This window comes from Pandoraea morbifera (assembly GCF_902459575.1).
Lineage (GTDB): Bacteria > Pseudomonadota > Gammaproteobacteria > Burkholderiales > Burkholderiaceae > Pandoraea > Pandoraea morbifera.
Genome location: NZ_CABPSD010000015.1, coordinates 13,879 through 34,881, shown reverse-complemented (window position 1 = coordinate 34,881; position 21,003 = coordinate 13,879). Strand labels below are relative to the sequence as shown.

Annotated in this window: 20 protein-coding genes; 4 read left to right on the top strand and 16 right to left on the bottom strand. The window is 65.6% G+C overall.

Annotated elements, in window-relative coordinates:
- Nucleotides 1-14 precede the first annotated feature (14 nt).
- On the bottom strand, nt 15-824 hold the full coding sequence (gene hisN, locus PMO31116_RS20025; RefSeq protein WP_150568227.1) for a histidinol-phosphatase: 810 nt from the start codon (nt 822-824) through the stop codon (nt 15-17).
- 210 nt (nt 825-1,034) lie between these two features.
- Between hisN and rarD the strand changes: the two genes are divergently transcribed.
- The 3 genes from rarD to PMO31116_RS20010 all read left to right on the top strand — a co-directional run bounded on the left by rarD (nt 1,035) and on the right by PMO31116_RS20010 (nt 3,106).
- Nucleotides 1,035-1,955, top strand: coding sequence for an EamA family transporter RarD (gene rarD, locus PMO31116_RS20020; RefSeq protein WP_150568226.1), 921 nt, complete (start codon nt 1,035-1,037; stop codon nt 1,953-1,955).
- A gap of 128 nt (nt 1,956-2,083) precedes the next feature.
- A complete protein-coding gene (locus PMO31116_RS20015; RefSeq protein WP_150568225.1) occupies nt 2,084-2,338 on the top strand; it encodes a hypothetical protein in 255 nt (84 codons plus the stop codon).
- Nucleotides 2,339-2,644: 306 nt separating this feature from the next.
- Nucleotides 2,645-3,106, top strand: coding sequence for a universal stress protein (locus PMO31116_RS20010; protein WP_023873578.1), 462 nt, complete (start codon nt 2,645-2,647; stop codon nt 3,104-3,106).
- Nucleotides 3,107-3,213: 107 nt separating this feature from the next.
- On the opposite strand, the gene PMO31116_RS20005 is transcribed toward PMO31116_RS20010, so the two are convergent.
- The 14 genes from PMO31116_RS20005 to PMO31116_RS19940 all read right to left on the bottom strand — a co-directional run bounded on the left by PMO31116_RS20005 (nt 3,214) and on the right by PMO31116_RS19940 (nt 19,608).
- Nucleotides 3,214-4,098, bottom strand: a complete 885-nt coding sequence (locus tag PMO31116_RS20005) for a carbohydrate ABC transporter permease (protein ID WP_246185398.1) — start codon at nt 4,096-4,098, stop codon at nt 3,214-3,216.
- Nucleotides 4,095-4,991, bottom strand: coding sequence for a carbohydrate ABC transporter permease (locus PMO31116_RS20000; protein ID WP_246185397.1), 897 nt, complete (start codon nt 4,989-4,991; stop codon nt 4,095-4,097). The genes PMO31116_RS20005 and PMO31116_RS20000 overlap by 4 nt, the downstream gene beginning before the upstream one ends.
- Before the next feature lie 93 nt (nt 4,992-5,084).
- Nucleotides 5,085-6,389, bottom strand: a complete 1,305-nt coding sequence (locus PMO31116_RS19995; RefSeq protein WP_150568223.1) for an ABC transporter substrate-binding protein — start codon at nt 6,387-6,389, stop codon at nt 5,085-5,087.
- An 85-nt stretch (nt 6,390-6,474) separates the two neighbouring features.
- Nucleotides 6,475-7,662 carry an ABC transporter ATP-binding protein gene (locus PMO31116_RS19990; RefSeq protein WP_150568222.1) on the bottom strand — a complete coding sequence of 396 codons (1,188 nt, stop codon included), beginning with the start codon at nt 7,660-7,662 and terminating at the stop codon, nt 6,475-6,477.
- 147 nt (nt 7,663-7,809) lie between these two features.
- Nucleotides 7,810-8,679 (bottom strand): alpha/beta hydrolase, encoded by an 870-nt coding sequence (locus PMO31116_RS19985; RefSeq protein ID WP_150568221.1) that lies wholly within the window; start codon nt 8,677-8,679, stop codon nt 7,810-7,812.
- 2 nt (nt 8,680-8,681) lie between these two features.
- Nucleotides 8,682-9,563: a DUF4118 domain-containing protein gene (locus PMO31116_RS19980; RefSeq protein WP_174971528.1), complete on the bottom strand. Its 882-nt coding sequence runs from the start codon at nt 9,561-9,563 to the stop codon at nt 8,682-8,684.
- 255 nt (nt 9,564-9,818) lie between these two features.
- Nucleotides 9,819-10,637 (bottom strand): M55 family metallopeptidase, encoded by an 819-nt coding sequence (locus tag PMO31116_RS19975; protein WP_150568219.1) that lies wholly within the window; start codon nt 10,635-10,637, stop codon nt 9,819-9,821.
- 24 nt (nt 10,638-10,661) lie between these two features.
- Nucleotides 10,662-11,792 (bottom strand): DmpA family aminopeptidase, encoded by a 1,131-nt coding sequence (locus tag PMO31116_RS19970; protein ID WP_174971523.1) that lies wholly within the window; start codon nt 11,790-11,792, stop codon nt 10,662-10,664.
- A gap of 20 nt (nt 11,793-11,812) precedes the next feature.
- Entirely contained in the window at nt 11,813-12,721 is a 909-nt protein-coding gene (gsiD, locus tag PMO31116_RS19965; protein ID WP_150568218.1) for a glutathione ABC transporter permease GsiD, read from the bottom strand.
- Between the two features lie 10 nt (nt 12,722-12,731).
- Nucleotides 12,732-13,652, bottom strand: coding sequence for a glutathione ABC transporter permease GsiC (gene gsiC, locus PMO31116_RS19960; protein WP_023596953.1), 921 nt, complete (start codon nt 13,650-13,652; stop codon nt 12,732-12,734).
- Between the two features lie 95 nt (nt 13,653-13,747).
- Nucleotides 13,748-15,307, bottom strand: a complete 1,560-nt coding sequence (gene gsiB, locus PMO31116_RS19955; RefSeq protein WP_150568217.1) for a glutathione ABC transporter substrate-binding protein GsiB — start codon at nt 15,305-15,307, stop codon at nt 13,748-13,750.
- Nucleotides 15,308-15,514: 207 nt separating this feature from the next.
- Entirely contained in the window at nt 15,515-17,401 is a 1,887-nt protein-coding gene (locus PMO31116_RS19950) for a dipeptide ABC transporter ATP-binding protein (protein ID WP_150568216.1), read from the bottom strand.
- A 114-nt stretch (nt 17,402-17,515) separates the two neighbouring features.
- Nucleotides 17,516-18,472 (bottom strand): isoaspartyl peptidase/L-asparaginase family protein, encoded by a 957-nt coding sequence (locus PMO31116_RS19945; protein WP_150568215.1) that lies wholly within the window; start codon nt 18,470-18,472, stop codon nt 17,516-17,518.
- Nucleotides 18,469-19,608: a MurR/RpiR family transcriptional regulator gene (locus PMO31116_RS19940; RefSeq protein WP_150568214.1), complete on the bottom strand. Its 1,140-nt coding sequence runs from the start codon at nt 19,606-19,608 to the stop codon at nt 18,469-18,471. The genes PMO31116_RS19945 and PMO31116_RS19940 overlap by 4 nt, the downstream gene beginning before the upstream one ends.
- 424 nt (nt 19,609-20,032) lie before the next feature.
- On the opposite strand from PMO31116_RS19940, the gene PMO31116_RS23790 reads away from it, so the two are divergent.
- On the top strand, nt 20,033-20,443 hold the full coding sequence (locus tag PMO31116_RS23790; RefSeq protein WP_174971520.1) for a hypothetical protein: 411 nt from the start codon (nt 20,033-20,035) through the stop codon (nt 20,441-20,443).
- Here the strand turns inward: PMO31116_RS23790 and PMO31116_RS19930 are convergent.
- On the bottom strand, nt 20,417-20,974 hold the full coding sequence (locus tag PMO31116_RS19930) for a YggT family protein (RefSeq protein WP_150568213.1): 558 nt from the start codon (nt 20,972-20,974) through the stop codon (nt 20,417-20,419). The genes PMO31116_RS23790 and PMO31116_RS19930 overlap by 27 nt on opposite strands.
- Nucleotides 20,975-21,003 lie beyond the last annotated feature (29 nt).

Below are 21,003 nucleotides of genomic sequence, written 5' to 3'. Positions count from 1 at the left end.
CATTGCCGGCGATGTCAGTCGCCGCGAATGCACGCCAGCGCGGCGGCGTGCAAGGTCGCGTTGGCCGCGGCGAGCACGCGCCCCTGCGAGGTGAGCGTGAGCGGCTTGCCATCCCAGTCCGTGATCACGCCGCCGGCCGCCTCGATGACCGGCGCCACGGCCAGATAGTCGTAGGTCTGCAGTCCAGCCTCCATGACCAACTCGATGTGCCCGCTGGCGAGCAGGCCGTAGGCGTAGCAATCGCCCCCGAACCGGCGCCGACTGACCGCCTTCGTCAACCGCTCGAAGCGTGCGTACTCGGCGGCATCGAAAATGTCGGGCGACGTGGCGTACACGGTCGCGTCGGCAAGCGCCGTGACCGGACTCGTCGTGCACGCCTCGCCGCCGAAACGGGCTTCGCGCAACCCCGCTTCGGCATCGTTGATGCCGACCCAGCGTTCCCCCGTAGCGGGAATATCGATCACGCCGACGACCGGATTGCCGCGGTGCAGCAGCGCGAGCAGCGTGCCCCACAACGGATGGCCCGTGATGAAACTGCGCGTGCCGTCGATCGGGTCGACCGACCACACGTACTCCGCATCGAGCCCGGTCTTTCCGAACTCCTCGCCCCAGATGCCGTGCGACGGATAGCGCGCCGCGATCCTGTCGCGAAGCGCGGTCTCAACCTCCCGGTCGGCGATCGTGACCGGACTCTCGTCCGCTTTGTCGTCCACGGCAAGACGACGACGGAACCAACCCAGCGACAGCGGGCGTACGGCGTCGGCGAGCGAGGCGGCAAACGCAGCATATTCGGCAACGGCAGGGGTGGCGGGGGCGGACGACATACACGAATCTCCTGCTGGGAAGCCGCACGAGGCGGCAACAATGGGAAACGTTTCGTAAAACGTTCGATCAAGCGCGATCATACGCGCGTACGAACGTGCCAGGCTGGGCCGGATGTATGACAAACGCCCGAATCTGGTGCAAATTTGCTATGCTCGCGGCCTGATTCCGGGGGCGCCCCGCCCCATTCAGCCTCATCTCACAGGATTCCCATGCTTTCCGGTCGCGGCGTCATGCTCTCCGTCTCGGCGTCGGTCATGTTTTCGGTCATGCCGGCGCTCGTTGCGCAGTTGGCGCCCCTGTCGGGGCTGGACGTTTTCGCCTGGCGTATCCTGCTCACGCTGCCGGGCACCCTGGTCATCGTGGCCGCGCTGCGCCGCACGAATGTGCTCGTCAGCACGTTTTCCCACGTCTTTCATCGCCCCGGCCTGCTTGGCGCCGTGCTGCTTTGCGCCGCGATGCTGAGCGTCCAGTTGTGGCTTTTCGTCTGGGCACCGCTACAGCAACGCATGCTGGACGTCTCACTGGGCTACTTCCTCTTGCCGCTGACCATGGTGCTGGCGGGCCGCACCGTCTACCAGGAACGGCTCACCGCGCTACAGACGGCCGCCGTCGCCGCCGCCGCGCTGGGCGTCGCCCACGAACTCTGGGCAACGCGTGCCGTGTCGTGGGTCACCGCGCTCATCATGTTCGGCTACCCGCCATATTTCATGCTGCGCCGCCGCTTGCGGCTCGACGCGCTGAGCGCGTTCATCATGGAATTGCTTGCCATGACGCCCGTGGCCGCGGTCGTGCTGTGGCAGGCATGGCCGGAGAACGCCCGTGTGATCGCCGAGCCGCGCTTCTGGTTCTGGCTACCCGCGCTCGGACTGCTCAGCGCCAGTGCGCTCGCGAGCACGCTGGCCGCCGCGCGCATGTTGCCCATCGGCGTGTACGGCATCCTCAGCTACGTGGAGCCGGTGCTGCTGTTCGCCGTTTCCGTCTTCCTGCTGGGAGAGGCCTTCACCGAACGCGGCCTGTGGACATACGTCCCCATCTGGATCGGCGTGGCATTGATCGTCTTCGACAGCCTGCGCACGCTGCGCCGCCAGCGGGTCGTCGGCGCAATCGGGGGTACGCCGCCGTCGACCTGACCGGGGGACCGGCGGTCCGGGCAGTCGGCCAGCGCATTCGGAAACCGACGCGGCGAAAACCGCCGGCCGCCCGGCGTGCACTGTCGAATCGCCGCGTTATACTCGCGTGAGCTTGTAAGACGACCACTATGAAAACTCTCGCCAAGATCGCCATTCTGCTGTCCTCGGGGCTTCTCACCGCCACCCTGTCCGCCTGCGGCTCGTCTGCCCCGCTGTTTACGTCGGACGGCCGTCCGACCCAGCAAATCCAATGCTCGGCCACCGTGGCCGGCGATTGCGACCAGCGGGCGCGCACCCAATGCCAGCAAAAGGGCTACGACGTGCTCACGCGCGACGTGAGCGGCGGCATCGCCAATATCGTGATTGCCTGCCAGCCGAGCTGATCGCGGTCGTTGGCACGTTATCGCCCCGCTCCGGGGCGTACCACCTGCCGGAACCGCACACCTCTGGCGTGCAAGCGCCGGCCGTTGGCATTACGATGCGTTATTGCGCGCGGTCAACTCCCCGTCGTTGCGCGGGATGACTTTGGCCACGCGCGGTGCGAGAATGAAAACATCCTGAAGCGTTCCCGCCGGCCACCCGGCTACGAAAGCATCCGGCCGCCTCCCCCGCCCCTTGGGGAGCGACGTCGAAGCGGCATCACGTCAGGCAGGCATCTCACGCAATCCCAGCCCAAAGAGGACACCATCATGTACGAACGCATTCTGGTTTCGATCGACGGCAGCACGCCCTCGAACCGTGCCATCGACGAAGCGGTCAAGCTCGTCGCGCTCAGCCAGGGCAAGATCCGCCTGGTCTCGGTTGTTCCGTCGCTCGCCAACGCCTACGCCGCCGGCGCCTACAGCGGGTTCGTGCCGCTCGAGAGCCAGGAGTCGTTCGAGAAGGAAACGCACGAGATTCTCGCCACGGCGCAGGCCGACCTGAAGAAGCGCGGTGTCGACGCCGAGACAAAGATGATCACGCTGGAGGCCGGCACCGACGAAATCGCCGACGCCGTACTGCGCGAAGCGCAGGAATGGAACGCCGACGTGATCGTGCTGGGCACGCATGGCCGACGCGGCATCAACCGCCTGCTGCTCGGCAGCGTGGCGGAAACGCTGCTGCGCATCACCACCTTGCCCGTGCTGCTCGTGAAGGCGAGCGACAAGTAACTTCGCAAGCCCGCACGCGCATACGCCGGCCGATACGTCCGGCGCAAATGAAAACGGCACGCCTCGCGCGTGCCGTTGTTTTTTGGCGCGGCGTCAGCACCGCGCCGTCAGCGAATCCCGGCGCGCATGAACGACTGCACGAATTGGCGCTGGAACAGCAGAAATGCGATGAACAGCGGCGCTGCCGTCATCAACGTCGCGGCCGTGATCAGCGACCAGTCGATGCCCTGATCGGTCGACGAAAACACCTGCAACCCGACCGTGAGCGGTCGCGTCTCGACCGAGTTCGTCACGATGAGCGGCCAAAGGAAGTTGTTCCAGTGGTGACTGATCGATACCAGTGCATAGGCCACGTAGACCGGACGCGCGAGCGGCACGTACACCCGCCAAAGCACTTGCCACGCACTGGCCCCTTCCACACGCGCGGCATCGTCGAGCTCGCGCGGCACCGTCTTGAAAGCCTGACGCAACAGGAATATGCCGAATGCCGAGGCGAAATACGGCAGCGCAATGCCGAGGATCGTGTCGCGCAATCCCATCCAGGCGATCGTGCGGTAGTTCTCCACGATCAGCACGTCGGGCATCACCATCAATTGCAGGAGCACGACCATGAACGCGACCTCGCTACCTCGGAACGTGAAGCGAGCGAACGCGTAGGCCGCCAGCGTGGCGAGTACCAGTTGAGCCGCCAGGATCACCGTCACAAGCACGAACGTGTTGACCAGATAACGCCCGAACGGCGCGGCGTGCCATGCATGCACGAAGTTCTCGAGCGTGAGCGGTGCGCTTGGCGAGAACCGCGTGGCATAGGCCGACGGATGAAACGCGCTCCACAACGCATAGAGCAATGGCAGCAGCCACAGCAGGCCGAGCAGCCAGGCCCCTGCCACGTCGGGAAAACCGGTGTGGCCGGTCACGGAAAACGCCGGCTGCGCGGCGCGGGCGCTGGCCGATGCGCCGCGCGCGGCGCACGGATGGGCGGAAGTCGTCATTGATAGTGCGTGCGTGAGTCGAGCAGACGGAATTTCACGAGGGCCACGATGGCGAGCAGGGTGAGCAACACGACGGTGAGTGCCGCCGCATAGGCAGTGTCCCAGAAGCTGAAGGCCACCTGATAGACGTAGTACAGCAGCAGTTGCGTGGCGTTGTCCGGCCCGCCGCGCGTCATCACCACCACATGATCGACGAGCCGGAACGCATTGATGAGGGCATTGATCACCACGAAAACGGTCGTGGGCATGAGCAGCGGCCATTGCACCCTGAGGAAGAACTGCCAGCGCGAGGCGCCCTCCAGTGCGGCGGCTTCTGCGAGCGTGGGCGAGATCTGTTGCAGCGCGGCCAGATAGAAGATCATGAAGAAGCCGGCTTCCTTCCAGATCGTCACGACCATGAGTGCCGGGAGCGCCGTGCCGGGCTGGCCGAGCCAGTTGTGATCGCCCCAGCCCAGCGCCTGCGAGATCTGAGCGATCAGTCCGTACTGCGGCGTGTAGAAGAAGAGCCAGATGTTCGCCACCGCGATCATCGGCAGGATCGCCGGCGTGAAATACGCCAGACGCAGCAGCGCGCGCCCGGGCACCTCGCGATGCACCCACAAGGCCATGGCGATCGACAGCCCGATCGCCACGGGCACGGTGACCAGTGCAAACAGCACGTTGTTGCGCAGCGCCTGCCAGAAGACCGGGTCATCGAGCAGCAATTGATAGTTCTCGGTGCCGACGAAGATCGACGGCGCGCCGGCGCGCGCGGTCGAAAAGACGCTGTGCCACACCGTGGCGACGGCCGGATAGTGCGTGAAGGCAACGAGCAGCACGAGCGCCGGCGCCAGCAGCAGCCACGGCACCCATGACGGGGAGCGCAGATCGGCGCGAGTCAAGGTACGGTTCACGGAACGGTCCATCGAATCGATGCGTGGGACCGGCGCACGAGCGATGTCGGACGCACGGCGCCGGCCCCACAAGTCATGGCATGGCGGCGGCGATCAGCGTGCGTACGGACGCAAGATGCGATCCGCTTCGCGCTGCGCGTCGTCGAGCGCCTGCTTCGGCGACTTGGTGCCGGTCAACGCCGCCTGGAGCGCGTCGTTGAGGGCTTTCGTCACGCGCTGATTATCGTGCGTCGAGAACTCCGCCACGCTGCTGCCGAGCTGGTCGCGCGCCACCGCGGCGGCAGGCACCTTCCGCACATAGTCCTTCATCGCCGGCGTCTCCCACGCGGCTGGGGTTACCGCCACATAGCCCGTGTCGATGCCGAATTGCGCGGCGCGCTCCGGGGTGGTGGCCCACTTGATGAACGTCATCGCCGCCTCCTTCTCCTGCGGCGTGCTCTTCTTGAATACGTAGAAGTTGCCGCCACCGGTCGGGCTGCCGCCCCGCGCCTTCGACGGCATCTTGCCCACGCCGAACGGGAACGTCGCGTTGGTGCGAATGTTGGTCAGGTTGCCGGTCGTCGTGTAGATGATGGCCGCCTTCTTCTCCAGGAAGTCCTTCGGCGTGGTGCCCCATTCGATCGATCCCGTCGGCATGGCCTTGTACTTCGCCGCGAGATCCACCCAGAACTGAAGCGACTCCACGGCCTGCGGCGCGTTGAGGAACGTCTTGTTGCCCGACGCGTTCATCAGCTCGATTCCGGCCGGCGTGGTGAACGCCTGGAACAGCCAGTAGCCGAAGCCCGTCGACGGCACCTTGATGCCCCACTGCGTGACGTTGCCCGAAGCATCGCGCCGGGTGAGCTTCTGTGCGTAGCTGGCGAGCTCGGTCCAGTTCGCGGGTGCGCGCTCGGGGTCGAGGCCGGCCTCGCGGAACATGTCCTTGTTCCAGTACATCACGATGGTCGAGCGCTGGAACGGCACGCCCCAGGTGTGACCGTCGATGCGCGAATTCATCATCAGCGCCGGGTAGAAGCTGTCGAGCCACTGCTTGTCGGCCGGTGTGTTCGCAATGCTGTCGATCGGCACCACGGCGTCTTCGTCGATCAGCGTGAAGACGTCGGCGGCGGCGAGCACGGCGACCTGCGGCGGCGTACCCGCCTTTGCCGCCGTCAATGCCTTGACGACGGAATCCTGATACGTCCCGGCGTACACCGGCTTGACCTTGATCGTCGGATGCGTCTTCTCGAAGTCCGCCACCAGATCGTTAATGATCTTCGTGACGGGCCCGCCCACCGCGACCGGGTAATAGAACGTCAGTTCGACCGGCTTCTGTTGTGCCACGGCCGTGCCCGTCAGGCCGCCCAATGCCAGCGTGGCCAGAGTGGCTGCAAACGTTTTCAGAATCGTGCGTCGCATATCGCTTGGTTCCCCATGTAAGCGTTGTGGTGGTGTGACTGAAATGGATGTGGGCCACGATGGCCCGTCGGTCCTGGGCCCAGGCTCAGGCGTGCGTTTCCGGCGCATACGCCGCCGCGACCGTCGGGGCCAGTGCGAGCGCCGCCGGGGACGTTGCCTGCGCGCCGCTCGTTCGCGCACCGGGCGGCGCGACCTTTGCACGCGGCGCGTCGAGGTTCATGCGCACGCCGGTCGTCACGTCGAACAGATGCTGGTCCTCGACACGCCACTGCAACCCGATGGCGTCGCCCGGCACGAAGGGGCGGTGCCCCGGCACGCGTGTGGCGACCTCTCCCGCCGCGCCCAGCCTGCAGGCGACAAGCGTGTCCGCCCCGAGGTATTCGACGGCGCTCACCGTGGCGAGCACCGCCCCCATCGACGTCGGCGACACCGCACGCACATCCTCCGGACGCAGGCCGAGCAACGCGGCGTCGAGCGGTCCGGCTGGCGCCAGCGCCGGACCGGTCTGCCCAGCGGGCACGAGCGCATCGCCGCAGCGCTCGAGCTCGAGCAGGTGCATCGGCGGCGTGCCGATGAAGCTTGCGGCAAAGCGCGTGGCCGGCGTGCTGTAGAGCGCGTGCGGCGCATCGTTCTGTTCGATGCGGCCATTGCGCAGCAGCACGACGCGGTCGGCCATACTCATTGCCTCGGTCTGATCGTGCGTGACGTAGATGAGCGTCATGCCAAGCTGCTGTTGCAGCGCGCGAATCTCGCGACGCATTTCCTGGCGCAATTGCGCGTCGAGGTTCGAGAGCGGTTCGTCCATGAGACAGACCGACGTTTCGGCGATCACGGCCCGGCCCAGCGCCACGCGCTGCTGTTGACCGCCCGAGAGCTGGGACGGCTTGCGCTCGAGATAGGGTTCCAGGCCGAGCAACGACGCCACGCGCGACAGACGCCGGGCATAGTCCCGTGCCGGCTCGCCGCGCACGCGCAACCCGAACAGCAGGTTCTCGCGCACCGACAGATGCGGAAACAACGCGTAGGACTGAAACACCATCGAGAGCTTGCGGCGTGCGGGCGGCAGTCCGGTCACGTCGTTGCCGCCGATCAGGATGCGTCCGGCACTGGGTGTCTCGAGCCCAGCGATCATGCGCAGCAGCGTCGATTTACCGCAACCCGACGGACCGAGCAGAACGACGAGCGTGCCGGCATCGGCGGTAAAGCTCACGTCGTCGAGCGCGTGTGTGTTGCCCCACTGCTTGCTGACGGATTCGATGACGAGCGATGACATGGCAGGCGCGCGGCGGCCGTTCGGAGACGGCGAAATCGGAAAAGCCCGACATTAACCGCCGATCGATGGCATTTTGATGACATTACGGTCGCGCTAGCCCCGATGAAGGCCGCCGGCGAGGCGACGTGCTGCCCGTGCGGGCAACCGTCAGGCCACGGCCTGACGGCGTTTGGCGCGCAGCAGTGCCTTGGAAATGATGCGGGTCTCGGGGCTCGCGGCCCCGGTGTGCCGGGTAATCGCGTCGCGGAAGAAGCGACGTGTTTCGTCCGCCACGGTCTCACGCTCGTTGTCCATCGTGAGGATGTGATAACTCTCGCCGAGCAGGCACTTCTGCTTGACTTCGGACGACACGCCGTCGTACACGATGCGCGCATTGTGCGGGCTGGCGGTGTCGTCGTCGACCGCGTGCACGATCAGGCAGTCCGCCGTTACACGTTCGAGGCCTGCGCGAACGTGCGCGGCAAGCCGCCGCGCATTATAGAGATGCGCGAGGGGCAACGAGGCCGATCCGATCTCGGAGGCATCGTGCAACGACATCGACTTCGCGACGCGCGCGCGCAACGCCTCATTCTTCAGCCCGTAGGGCGCCTTCTCCTGATAGCGATAGCGATGGCGCAGCGGCGTATGAAACACGAGGTCGATAAGCGGGTAATACCAGGGGATGGTCCAGCCGTCATACACCAGCGTGACGGCCAACAGCGACAGCGCCGTCACGTCCGGCTCCGCCTGCGCGACCGCCAGGCTCAGCGTGGCCCCCATGCTTAGACCGCAGATCGATACCGTCTCGTGCGTCTCGCGCAGCGCGCGAAACTTCGCGCGCGCGGCTTCGATCCAGGCACGCCAGTCCGTGCACGGCGAGCCAAGTCCGTAACCGGCAATATGCGGCACCGATACGGTATAGCCGTCACGTTGCAACGCCTTGGCCACCGGACGCATCTCGAGCGGCGTGCTGGAGAGCCCCGGCAACAGCAGTACGGCGTGCTCACCGCCCTTGTAGAAGATATCTTCCTGGAACATCGTCAAACCCCGCCGGAGACGACCGGCGTCTCATGAACATCGCGCGCATTGGCCGCCGGCGCGAGCGCATGCAGCGGCGTGACGGGACGCACGGTTGGCCCCGCGTGCAGACGCAGAATCACGTACGTGCCCACGTGGGCGCGAAAATACTGCAGCTCGCAATGGAACATCTCGTAGCCGCCTTCGCGAGTGCGGATGCGCAGATTGTGCGCACCGTGTTGCGGGCGCTCGCCGTCCGCCGAAAAAAGCCCTGCCAGTCGCACCGCATCGTCCGGGTGGAGCAAGGCCCGCAAGCCGTCGCGCCTGGCGACGTCCGGGGCCACACCGGTCGCCAGCCGGAAGTGCTCGTCAAGGAATTCGTAGTGGGTGGCCGGATTGGCCAGATAGAAGATCGTATCGAGGTGTCGGGTCAGATACGTCATGAGTGCGTTGCCCAATTGCACGGAATCGGACAGCACCATGCGCTCGTTCTCGGCGCGCAGCAGCATTTCGTAGCGCGTCTGGGATACCTCGGCAAGCAACTCCGCGCGATACTGGGCGCGCCGCAAGCGCTCGATCAGGGCAACCGCGAGCGGCGTGATCATCAGGAAGCCCGCGACGATCATCGCGTCGCGACGGTCCAGTTGGGTGACGTCGCGAAACGGCGGCACGAAGAAGAAATCGAAGATGGGGATGCTGACGATCATCGCCATGACCGCCGGCCCGAGTCCCCAGAGGAATTCGACGATAATGACCGCACAGGCGAAAAATATGCCTGGCATCGCGTGGTCGAGCACCGGATGCAAAAGGCTGCGAACGAGGAACGCTGCCAGTACCACCATTAATGCGCCGACGTATCGTTTCGCGCCGGGCTCCGCCCAGCGTCGGGCGTTTTTGATATCCATGATTCCTCGCCGATATGTCCCGGCGCTCGATGATCCGCACTTGGCACCGATCATACGGTGCTGCTGTTACAAAATATTACGGATTATCGCACGCCGCCCCTTGACGTTCCGACGCGGGGAACCCTAATTCAGTGGCGCCTTAACAACAAGGCGTAGGCGGCCCAGCATCGGCGCGGGTTCGCGCGCGGCGCCGACGCGGTTGTCAGGGAAATCACGAAGGCCCGACCGCGCGGATTCCCCCAGCAGCCGCATCGTTCAGCGCAGCATGAACGACATGGCCGAGAGGCAATTGAGCATGCGCACGGCCGCTTCGACGCTCGGTGCGGGGAACTGCAGCGTCACGCCGTCGATCCGCTCCAGCGTCGGCCATTGGCAAAAGAGATCGGCCAGTGCCGTGGTCTGCGCCTGCAAACGCACTTCCACCGGCGTCTCCACCTTGAACGCATGCCATTTGCGCGGATCGGCGAGCGCTTCCCTGGCCGCGTCGCGGATCAGGTCGCAGGACTCGCTGGGGCTGAGCGTCATGCCGCTGCCCTGCCCCCAGGCCGCTTTCGTCTGCACGAAGCGCGCGTGCGGGAAGATCAGTTGCGTTTCTTCGCAGAAAACATCGTCGCCACTGGCCATGACCACCGGCACCCCGCGCTCGCCCGCGAGCGCGCCGTAGAGCGCGGCCTCGCTGGCTTCCACGCCGGCCAGCCAGACACGTGCGAAGGCGAAGCTGTTGATCGTGTGCGCCAGAATTCCCGCACTTTGCGACTTGCCGTGATAACCGATCATGAACATGGCGTCGCATCCCGCCTCGACCCCGGCGGCCATGCCGAGGTAACGCGGCTTGCCCAGCACGAGGCGGGCGCGCGGATCGAGTTCGTCGGGCAGCAGGTTGCGAAAGCCGCCGTGCGAGTCGTTCACCATGACTTCGGTGGCCCCGCCCGCGAAGGCCCCTTCGACGGCCGCGTTCGCTTCGCGCGTCATCCAGCGGCGCGCACGTTCGTACTCGCCGTTGCCGGCGCGGGTCTGCTCGGCGTGGAATACGCCGGCGACGCCTTCGATATCGGTGGAGATCAGGATTCGCATGATGTCAGCCCTGTCGGGAAAGGCTCACAGCGTCGCCCAGTCGGGCAGGACGTCGGCAAGGGCGCGTCGCACGTGCCCGTCGCGCCCGAGCACCGATTCCGCCGCGAAGAGTGCGTGCAGAATCGCCTGTTCGGTGGCGTCGGCCGTGGCCTGAAAAATCGGATCGAGAAGGGGGTCGGGCACGAGCGCGACCGGGGCGACGCGCCCCATGGCATCGTGCGGTACGGTGTAGCCGGTGGTAAACGCCAGCGCCACGTCGCCGCTGCCGTGTCCGTAGACCGACCCGGTACGCGCCAGCCCGGCGCCGGTGCGCGTGGCCACGCGGCGCAACTGGCGCGCGTCGAGCGGCGCGTCGGTCGCCACCAGCATGATGATCGACCCCCGCTCCGGCGCCGCGCGCTGCGCCGGCTGTGCGAGCCGCTCGTCGAGCACCGGCCCGACGTGGCGGCCGGCGATCGTCAACTGCGATGGGCGCCCGAAATTCGACAGCACGAGAACACCGACGGTGAAGGTCGCCCCGGCCGTCTCGACGACACGCGATGCGGACCCGATGCCGCCCTTGAGCCCGAAGCTGGACATGCCGCGCCCCGCGCCGACCGCGCCCTGCGCGAAGTCGGCTTGCGCGCTCGCGCGCGCCTGCGCATAGTGCGCCTCGGTCACGGCAAGCGCCTGCATGTCATTGAGGTACCCGTCGTTGCACTCGAGCACGGTCGGATTGAGCGACGGACCGCCTCGCCCGATTTCGGGATTGGCGGAGATGGCCTCGCGCAACTGGCCGAGCACCACATGACTGACGGAAAAGGTGTTGGTAAGCGCGACCGGCGCTTCGATCACGCCGAGCTCGTCGATCTGCATCAGACCGACGCTCTTGCCAAAACCGTTGATCACCGCGGTGGCGGCCGGAATCTTGCTGCGGAACGGGTCCCATCGCGTATCGGGGACCGAGGCCGCCAGCGACGCTGCCGCACCGCCGCCGGACGGGGAAGGCGTTGGACACACGACGGTCACGCCGGTCTGCAACGGACCGTCGGCCAGCGTGGCGTGCCCCACGAAAACACCCGGTACGTCCGAGATCGCCTGGCGCGGCCCCGCGGGCAGAAGCCCCACATAGGGGGCGCCGAACAAGGCCTCGCGAGTGTCGGACGGCTGCGTCATGTCACGCTCCGGCGGGATCGTCAGTGTCGGTCGAGCTTCGGATCGAGCGCGTCGCGCAACCCGTCACCCAGCAGGTTGAAAGCGAGCACCGTCAGGAAGATGGCGAGGCTCGGGAAGATCGCGATGTGCGGCGCGTTGACCATGTCGGCGCGGGCTTCGTTGAGCATGGCCCCCCACTCCGGCGTGGGCGGTTGCGCGCCGAGTCCCAGGAACGACAGGCTTGCCGCCGTGATGATCGACGTGCCGATACGCATGGAGAAGTAAACCACGATCGACGACACCGTGCCCGGCAGGATGTGACGCATGATGATCGTCCAGTCGGAGGCCCCGATGGAGCGAGCCGCCTCGATGTACGTCAGATGCTTGAGCACGAGCGTGTTGCCGCGCACCAGGCGAGCGAACGCCGGAATCGAGAAAATCGCCACCGCCACGATCACGTTGATCATGCCGTTGCCCAGCACGGCCACCACGCCGATGGCCAGCAAGATACCCGGGAAGGCGAAGAGCACGTCGGAGATGCGCATGACGATGCGGTCCCACCAGCCCTCGTAGTATCCGGCGAGCAGTCCGAGCACCGTGCCGATCACGGCGCCGAGCGCGACCGAGCCGAAGCCGGCGGCCAGCGAAATGCGCGTGCCTGCCAGCACCCGGCTGAAAATGTCTCGACCGAGCGAGTCGACCCCGAACCAGTGCGTGGCCGACGGCCCCGCATTGAGCGCGTCGTAGTCGAAGTAGTTTTCCGGATCGAACGGCACGAGGTGCGGTGCGAGAATCGCGATGATGACCAGCAGCAGCACGAACGCCCCGGCCACCATGGCAATGTGCTGCTTCTTGAATTTGCGCCAGAATTCGCGCCACGGCGTGCGCACGCGACCTTGGCTGGCGACGGCCGCGCCATTGGCGGCGGTAGTGGTTTGACCCGCGTTCATGATGCGTGCCTCACTTGTAGCGAATGGTCGGGTTGATGACGGCATACAGCACGTCGACCACGAGGTTGATCAGAATGAACTCGAGCGAGAACAGCAGTACCAGCGCCTGGATCACCGGGTAGTCGCGCATCTCGACCGAATCGATCAGCAAGCGCCCCAGACCGGGCCAGTTGAACACCACTTCGACGACGATCGAGCCGCCGAGCAGAAAGCCGAACTGCAATCCCATCATCGTGACGACGGGAATCATCGCGTTGCGCAGCGCGTGCTTGAACACCACGCGCATCTCGTTCAGGCCCTTCGCACGAGCGGTGCGCACGAAGTCCTCGTGCAGCACTTCGACGAAGGCCGAGCGGGTGAAACGTGCCATCACGGCGGCCACCGCGGCGCCCAGCGTGATCGACGGCAGGATGTAGCTCTTCCACGAATCGGCGCCCATCGTGGGCAGCCAGCCGAGCTGCACCGAGAACACCTGCATGAGCAGCATGCCCAGCGCGAACGCCGGGAACGAGATGCCCGAGACGGCGAACGTCATGCCCAGCCGGTCGGGCCAACGGTTGCGCCAGACGGCCGAGGCCACGCCGAGACCCATGCCGATGATCACCGACCAGATCATGCTTACCAGCGTGAGCCATAGGGTCGGCATGAACCGGCTGCCGATCTCTTCGGAGACCGGTTGCTTGCTGCGCATCGACAGCCCGAAGTCGCCGCGCGCCGCGTGCGTGATGAAATGGGTGAACTGGGTGAGCAGCGGCTTGTCGAGACCCAGATCCTGGCGCACCAGCGCCACTGTAGCCTCGTCCGCCTGAGGCCCGGCGGCCAGACGCGCCGGGTCGCCCGGCAGCATGTGCACGAAGCCGAACACCAGCACTGCCACGATCAGCAGCGTGGGGATCAGGCCGAGCAGGCGTTTGAGAAAGTAATTGAGCATCGCAGTCTTGCCGAACGTCTTGCCAAACTAAGTCTTGCGGTTGGCCGCGCCACCCGGTTCGGGCGGCGCGGGAACTTCACTTCAGCGCGATGCGCTTACTTCATCGAGATGTCGGTGAAGTTGAACGAACCGTCAGGCATGGTGTACACGCCCGACAAGTTCTTGTTGCGCGCGTAAAGCAGCTTTTCCGTCACGAGGAACGCCCAGGGCGCGTCGTTCCAGATCTTCTGCTGCGCGTCGGTGTAGAGCTTGGTCTTCTCTGCACGGTCGGTCGTTTGCAGTGCCTTGTTGAAGTCGGCGTCCACGGTGTCGTTCTTGTAGTACGCCGTGTTGAACAGCTTCGGCGGGAACGACTCGGAGGACAGCAGCGGACGCAGCGCCCAATCGGCTTCGCCGGTCGACGACGACCAGCCCACGTAGTACATACGCACCGGCGCCTTCTCGGGGTCCGGAGCGGACTCGACCAGATCGACACGCTGACCGGCCTCGAGCGCGCGTACCTGCGCCTTGATGCCGACCTGCGCCAGTTGCTGCTGAACGAACTGGATCACTTTCTGCGCAGTGGTGTACGTATAGGCCGACCACAGCGTGGTCTCGAACCCGTTCGGGTAACCCGCTTCCTTGAGCAGTTCCTTCGCCTTGGCCGGGTTGTACGGCCACGGGCCGGTCTTGGCCGCATAGTCCACGCCCTTGGGCACCACACCGTCGGCCGGGGTGGCGTAACCGGCGAAGGCCACCTTCACCAGGGCATCCTTGTTGATGGCGTAGTTGATGGCCTGGCGCACGCGCACGTCATCGAACGGCTTTTGCTTCGTGTTGAAGCTGATGTAGCGCTGGATGATGGACGGGCCGGCGATCACGTCGACCTTGCCGCTCGACTTCAGACCTTCAGCCTGCTCATACGGCACCGGGAAGGCGAAGCCCGCCTCGCCAGTCTGCATGACGGCGGCACGGGTATTGTTGTCGACCACCGGCTTGAAGGTGATCGTGTCCACCTTCGGGTAACCCTTCTTCCAGTAGCCGTCGAACTTCTTCACCTTCACGTAGTCGGTGCGGTTCCACTCGACGAACTCGAACGGGCCCGTGCCGACCGGGTGCGAGGCGATGTCCTTGCCGTACTTCTTGAGCGCCTCGGGCGAGATGATCACGGCCGACGGGTGGGCCAGCGTATTGATGAACGGCGAGAACGGCTCCTTGAGCGTGAACTTCACCGTATGCGGATCCACCACTTCGGTCTTGGCGATTTCCTTGTACAGGTTGTAACGCTTGAGCTTGTTCTCGGGGTTCGTCACACGGTCGAAGTTCGCCTTGACGGCAGCGGCGTCGAAATTCGTGCCGTCCTGGAACTTCACGCCGGACTTGAGCTTGATCGTGTAGACGAGCCCGTCGGGCGACACCGTGTAGCTGTCGGCCAGCACGTTGATGAGCTTCATGTCCTTGTCGAAACCGAACATGCCCTCGTAGAACGACTTGGCAACGGCTTGCGACAGGGTATCGTTCGCGTCGTACGGGTCCATCGTCGTGAACGTGGACTGCACGGCCATCACGACATCCTTGGCAGCGAACGCCGGGGCTGCACCGAATACGGCGGACGCCACGGCGACGGAAGCGAGCGCGGTTTTCCAGCGAGCGCCCAACAAAGCGTTTTTCGACATCTGTCTTTCTCCTTCTGGTCTGACGGGTTCGCCGCGAGCGAGTCTCGGGACTGCGCACCTTGGCGGGCATAATGGCTACGACTTGCACTGCAACTTGGGACTACCTGAACCGCCGGAACGTCGCATCGATCGACGTTCCGGGCAAAACTCGCATCGGGCACGGCCCTCCGGATGCGCCCGGACGCCGCCCCGATGCGTCGAAGCGGCTCAATAGGCGCCGGCCACGCGATGACGCGCGACATAATGCCCGGCACCGACTTCCACGAGCGGTTGCACCTGCGGCTCGTCGCCGATCGCGCGAATCGGGCTCGGGATCTCTTCGGTGAGCAACTCGCGCTTGGCGTGACGGCGGGCCGGATCGGCGATCGGCACGGCGGACATCAGCTTCTTCGTGTACGGATGTTGCGGATTCTCGAAGATGGCGCGGCGCGGCCCGATCTCGACGATCTGGCCGAGATACATCACCGCCACGCGGTGACTGATACGCTCCACCACCGCCATGTCGTGCGAGATGAACAGGAACGCAATGCCGAACTCCTTTTGCAGGTCGAGCATCAGGTTGATGATCTGGGCCTGCACCGAGACATCGAGTGCGGATACGGATTCGTCGGCAATCACGACCTTGGGCTTGAGCGCGAGGGCTCGTGCAATGGCGATGCGCTGACGCTGTCCACCCGAGAATTCGTGTGGATAGCGTTGGGCATACTCGGCCGGCAATCCCACGCGCTCGAGAAGCTCCGCCACGCGCCTTTCGGCTTGCGCACCGCTCGCCACCCCGTGCACCAGCAGCGGCTCCATGATCGAGAAGCCAACGGTCAGGCGCGGATCGAGCGACGCGAACGGATCCTGGAAAATGAACTGGATATCGCGACGCAACGTTTGCAGTGCGCGACCGGCGAGATCGTGAATCGGCTTGCCGCCGAATTCGATGGAGCCGCCCTGACTGGCGACGAGGCGCAGCAGCGCGCGCCCCGTGGTCGACTTGCCACAGCCGGACTCGCCCACCAGGCCGAGCGTCTCACCTGGATACAAGTCGAAACTCACCCGCTCGACGGCATGCACGCGTTGCCTGACGCGCCCGAAGAAGCCCGACGGCACGTCGAACCGGGCCACGAGGTCCTTGACGCGCAGGATCGGGCCGGCGTCGGTACGCACGGTCTGCTGCGGCGTTTCGGCAGCGGGCTTGGCGTCCGCCGGGGCGTCGTAGCGCAACAGCGGAAAACGTGCCGGCAGGTCGGTGCCCTGCATCGAACCCAGACGCGGCACGGCAGAGAGCAGTGCCTGCGTGTAGCGCTCGCGCGGCGCGGCGAAGATCTCGGCCGACGGCCCCTCCTCCACCTTGTCGCCCCGATGCATGACCAGCACCCGATCGGCCACTTCGGCCACCACGCCCATGTCGTGCGTGATGAACACCACGCCCATGTGCATCTCGTCCTGCAGTGCGCGGATCAGTTGCAGGATCTGCGCCTGGATGGTCACATCGAGCGCCGTGGTCGGCTCGTCGGCGATCAGCAGTCCGGGCTTGCAGGACAGCGCCATCGCGATCATGACGCGCTGGCGCATGCCGCCCGAGAGCTGATGCGGGAAGCGGCCGAGCACACGCCGGGCCTCCGGAATGCGCACGAGCTCCAGCATGCGCAACGCCTCGGCGCGCGCGGCGGCGGCGTCCTTGCCCTGGTGCAGCCGGATCGATTCGGCGATCTGCTCCCCCACCGGGAACACCGGATTGAGGGAGGTCATCGGCTCCTGAAAGATCATCGCCATGTCCGCGCCGCGAATGCTGCGCATGGTGTGACCGCTCGCGCGCGTAAGGTCGACGAGTTTGCCGTTGCGCCGGCGCATGATCATCGAACCCTGCGTGATACGGCCACCGCCGTTCTCGACCAGACGCATCGCAGCAAGCGACGTCACCGACTTGCCCGAGCCCGATTCGCCCACGATGGCGAGCGTTTCGCCGCGGTCGACATGGAAGGACAGGTCGCGCACGGCCGTGACCACGCGCTCGGACGTCGCGAACTGCACGGTGATGCCGCTCACGTCGAGCACGCGCTCGTCGGGCAACGAAATCGTTGGGGTTGTCTTGCGCTCTGCCACGCCTGTCCTCGCTAATCTTCGCTTGCTGAATCTGATTCTGATGCGCGGGGTCTTGCCACTGCCAAGTGGCCCGTGTCCGCTCGCGCGTGTCCTACGGGTGTCCTACGTGCGTCCCTACGCGTGGATGGCCGTGACGGGCGTTTCGCCCACGCGCGCCACTCCCCGATACATGCCTTCCGTGTTGAACGGCAGCGCCACATTGCCTTGGGCGTCCACGGCGATCAGGCCGCCGCGGCCCTGCACGCGCGGCAAGCGCTCATGGATCACGCGCTCGGCCGCGTCGGCCAGCGACAATCCGGCATAGGCCATCAACGCCCCCACGTCGTAGCAGGCCACGGTGCGAATGAACGCTTCGCCCGTGCCCGTCGCCGACACGGCGGCGGTGGCGTCGTTGGCATAACAACCGGCGCCGATCAGCGGCGAGTCGCCCACGCGACCGACCGCCTTGTTGGTCATCCCGCCCGTGGACGTCGCGGCAGCCACGTGCCCGTGGACATCGCACGCCACGGCCCCGACGGTGCCGAACTTGGTATCCGGGTCGATCGGCTCGCGCTTGAGCGGAAAGTCGTGATCGAGGGCGACCGCGCTGTCCGCCAGCGCGCGCTGCCACTGAGCGTACCGCGCTTCGGTGTAAAAGTACGACGGATCGACCAGCACTGCGCCGTGGGCGGCGGCGAAAGCTTGTGCCGCGTCGCCGATGAGCAGCACATGCGGGCTGTGCTCGAGCACCGCGCGTGCCGCAAGAATCGGATTGCGCACACGATGCACGCCCGCGATGGCGCCCGCTTCGAGCGTGGCACCCTCCATGATCGCGGCGTCGAGTTCGTGCGTGCCTTCATGCGTGAAGACCGCGCCGCGACCTGCGTTGAACCGGGGGCAATCCTCCAGATGACGCACGGCTTCGGTGACTGCGTCGAGGGCCGAGCCGCCCGCGGCCAGTACGGCCTGACCGGCGCGCAGCACTTCGGCGAGCGCATCGTGATAGGCCTTGAGTTCTTCCGGCGGCGTATCGCGGCTGATGGTGCCGGCACCGCCGTGGATGGCGATGACCGCGCGTTGCGCGTGACTCATGATGCTTTGTCCTTTCTGTCCTGATTGCCCGGCACCGGGCGGGGCGTGTTCGGTGTGCCTTGCGTGGCGACGCTCGTTGCATTGGCTGTCTGGGTCGTCCGAGCCGCCGTTCCGGCGCTCGCCCGCGCGGCGCCGCTCGCATTCGCAGCCGGCACGCCCTGGGCGGCGGCGACGCGTCCCATCACCGAGGCAGCGGTGGCCGCCGGCGCATTGGCCGGCGCGTTCACCGGAGCCCGGCCCGGCACCGCAGGCGCAAGCGACGCCGAGTCGAGCCAGGGCAACAGGAAATCCGTCATCTCTGTAGCGCGATCGACCGCGTGTTTGGCGCGCTGGGCCACGGCGTCGCACAACGCGTCGATCATGGCCAGCACGCTCGCCTCGGAGTTGCTCGACAACCGCGGCTTGCTGCGCACGAACATCACGATGTCGCCCAGCGGCGCGAGCGGCGACGTCGGGCTGTCGGTCAGCACCATCACGGGTACGCCACGCCCTCTCAGGCGCCGGCAAAGCGTGATGGTGTCCGAGACATATCGCGGGAATCCGAGCGCGATCACCAGATCGCCCTCGCGCAATTTGAAAAGTTGTCGTGCGGCATGCGTCGATCCGCCCACACCCACGACAGCCTGCACGTTTTCGCAATACGGATCGAGCCCGTGGTGCAGCAGACCGGCAAGATAGCCGCTCGCGCCCAGGCCGAGCACATAGATGCGGCGCGCGTGAAGTATCGCATCGACGGCACGCTCGCACGTCGCGGCATCGAGGTTGCGGCGCGTCCAGTCGAGATTCTCGATCGCCTGCGCCAACGCTGCCGCCATGACATCGGCACTCGCGCTTACCTGTGCCTTGCTCGTGCGCAGGCTCTCGATCGGCGCGAGCGTGGCTTCGAACCCCCTCACCATGGCGGCGCGGCATTGCGGATAGCCGTCAAACCCCAGGGCACGCGAAAATCGATTGACCGTGGCCAGCGACACGCCGACGGCATCGGCGAATTCGTCGATGCGCATGGTCGCCGCACGAAACGTGTTGTCGAGCACGAACGCCGCCATGCGCTGTTGCGCGGGCGTCAGTTCGGGCATCGCTCGCACGATGCGCTCGGTGAGCGGCAAATCGGCGGGCAACGAGTCGGCGTCCATCATGAAGGTAGGTAATCGATCGGAGTGAAAGAAAGTATATTTTCATCAACACCCCGTCAAAAGAAAAAAAATAGTTCAAATGATGCGATGGCATGACGCCGCTCGGACGAAAACCTTCCAAACCCTGTCAAAACAAGGGGGACACGTCCCCGCCATACGTAAAATGCGGGCATACTAGGGGAAACCCGAATGCACGAACTTGCCGGTCGCTTTGCGATCCGATATCAGGACAGTTGCAGTCCACGCACTACCTCGCGACGGCCATGCGTCCGTCGCGAAACGTCAGGCAGCAAATTCACCGGACAGTCGCAGGACCGCCTGGGGAGGCTTGGTCGGAGGCGAGTCGTAACGTGCGGTAAACATCGCGTAGCCAAGGGCCGGTTTCGGCCCGGTACGCTGACGAGAATTCGCCTCAAGGAGTAGGACCATGCTGAGCCCGCATGAAATTGCCACGCTGTTGCTGGCAGCCGCATCCCTTGGACCCATCGATGCCGACGCGCTCGAGCCGCCGGAACTTGCCGCGCTCGAACAGGCGCGCCTGGTACATGTCGACGTCGATGCGGGGCAAGCGAAAGTGATCGTGACCGAAGACGGTCATCGCGTATTGCGTCGTCTGGGCCTCGAGCGCCCGGTTGGCGAACGCGGCGACGCGTCGCGCATGGTGCGCAATTCGGGAGGAGCTGAAAAACATGGGAGCGGACGGCTTGCAACGAGGCCGGACATCGAATCGGCAAGCGCATCGTTCGACGCGCCGCCTCCAACCGGAACCGTCCGTGAATCGAGGCGGGCAGCGGCGCTGCCCACCGACGCGTCAGAGCGTCGCGAAAAACAGGCTTAGGCGCGCCAGCACGATCAGCAGGATCTGCATCAGCAGGAACAGCCCCAACGGCGACAAATCGAACCCGCCAACCATCGGAATGACGCGGCGGATGGGGCGCAGCAGCGGATCGAGCAGGTGTTGCAGAATCGGCATCGCGGTCGCGCGCGGGTTGACCCACGACAGCACGGCCATCAGCAGCGTGAGCCACATCACGAGGTTGGCGCCCCACTTGGCCACCAGCACCAGTGCCACCAGAAGACCACGGGGGAACACCGATACGGGTGACACGCCCACGACCGCGGTGATCAGCACCAGATAGACGATGGCGCAAAGCCAGGCGCCGACCACACACGCCCAGTCGATCCCGCCAACGCCCGGCAGAACACGGCGCAATGGCAACACGATCCAGTTCGTGAACTGAAATACCCCTTGCGAGAGCGGATTACGCGGCGGCAGACGGGTGGCCTGCATCCACACACGCAGCAGCAACAAGGCGCCGAACAGCGAGAACACGAGGTCTAGCAACAGACGGGCGATTTCGACGAGCATCTGGACTCCAACGGATAGTGCGGTCTTCC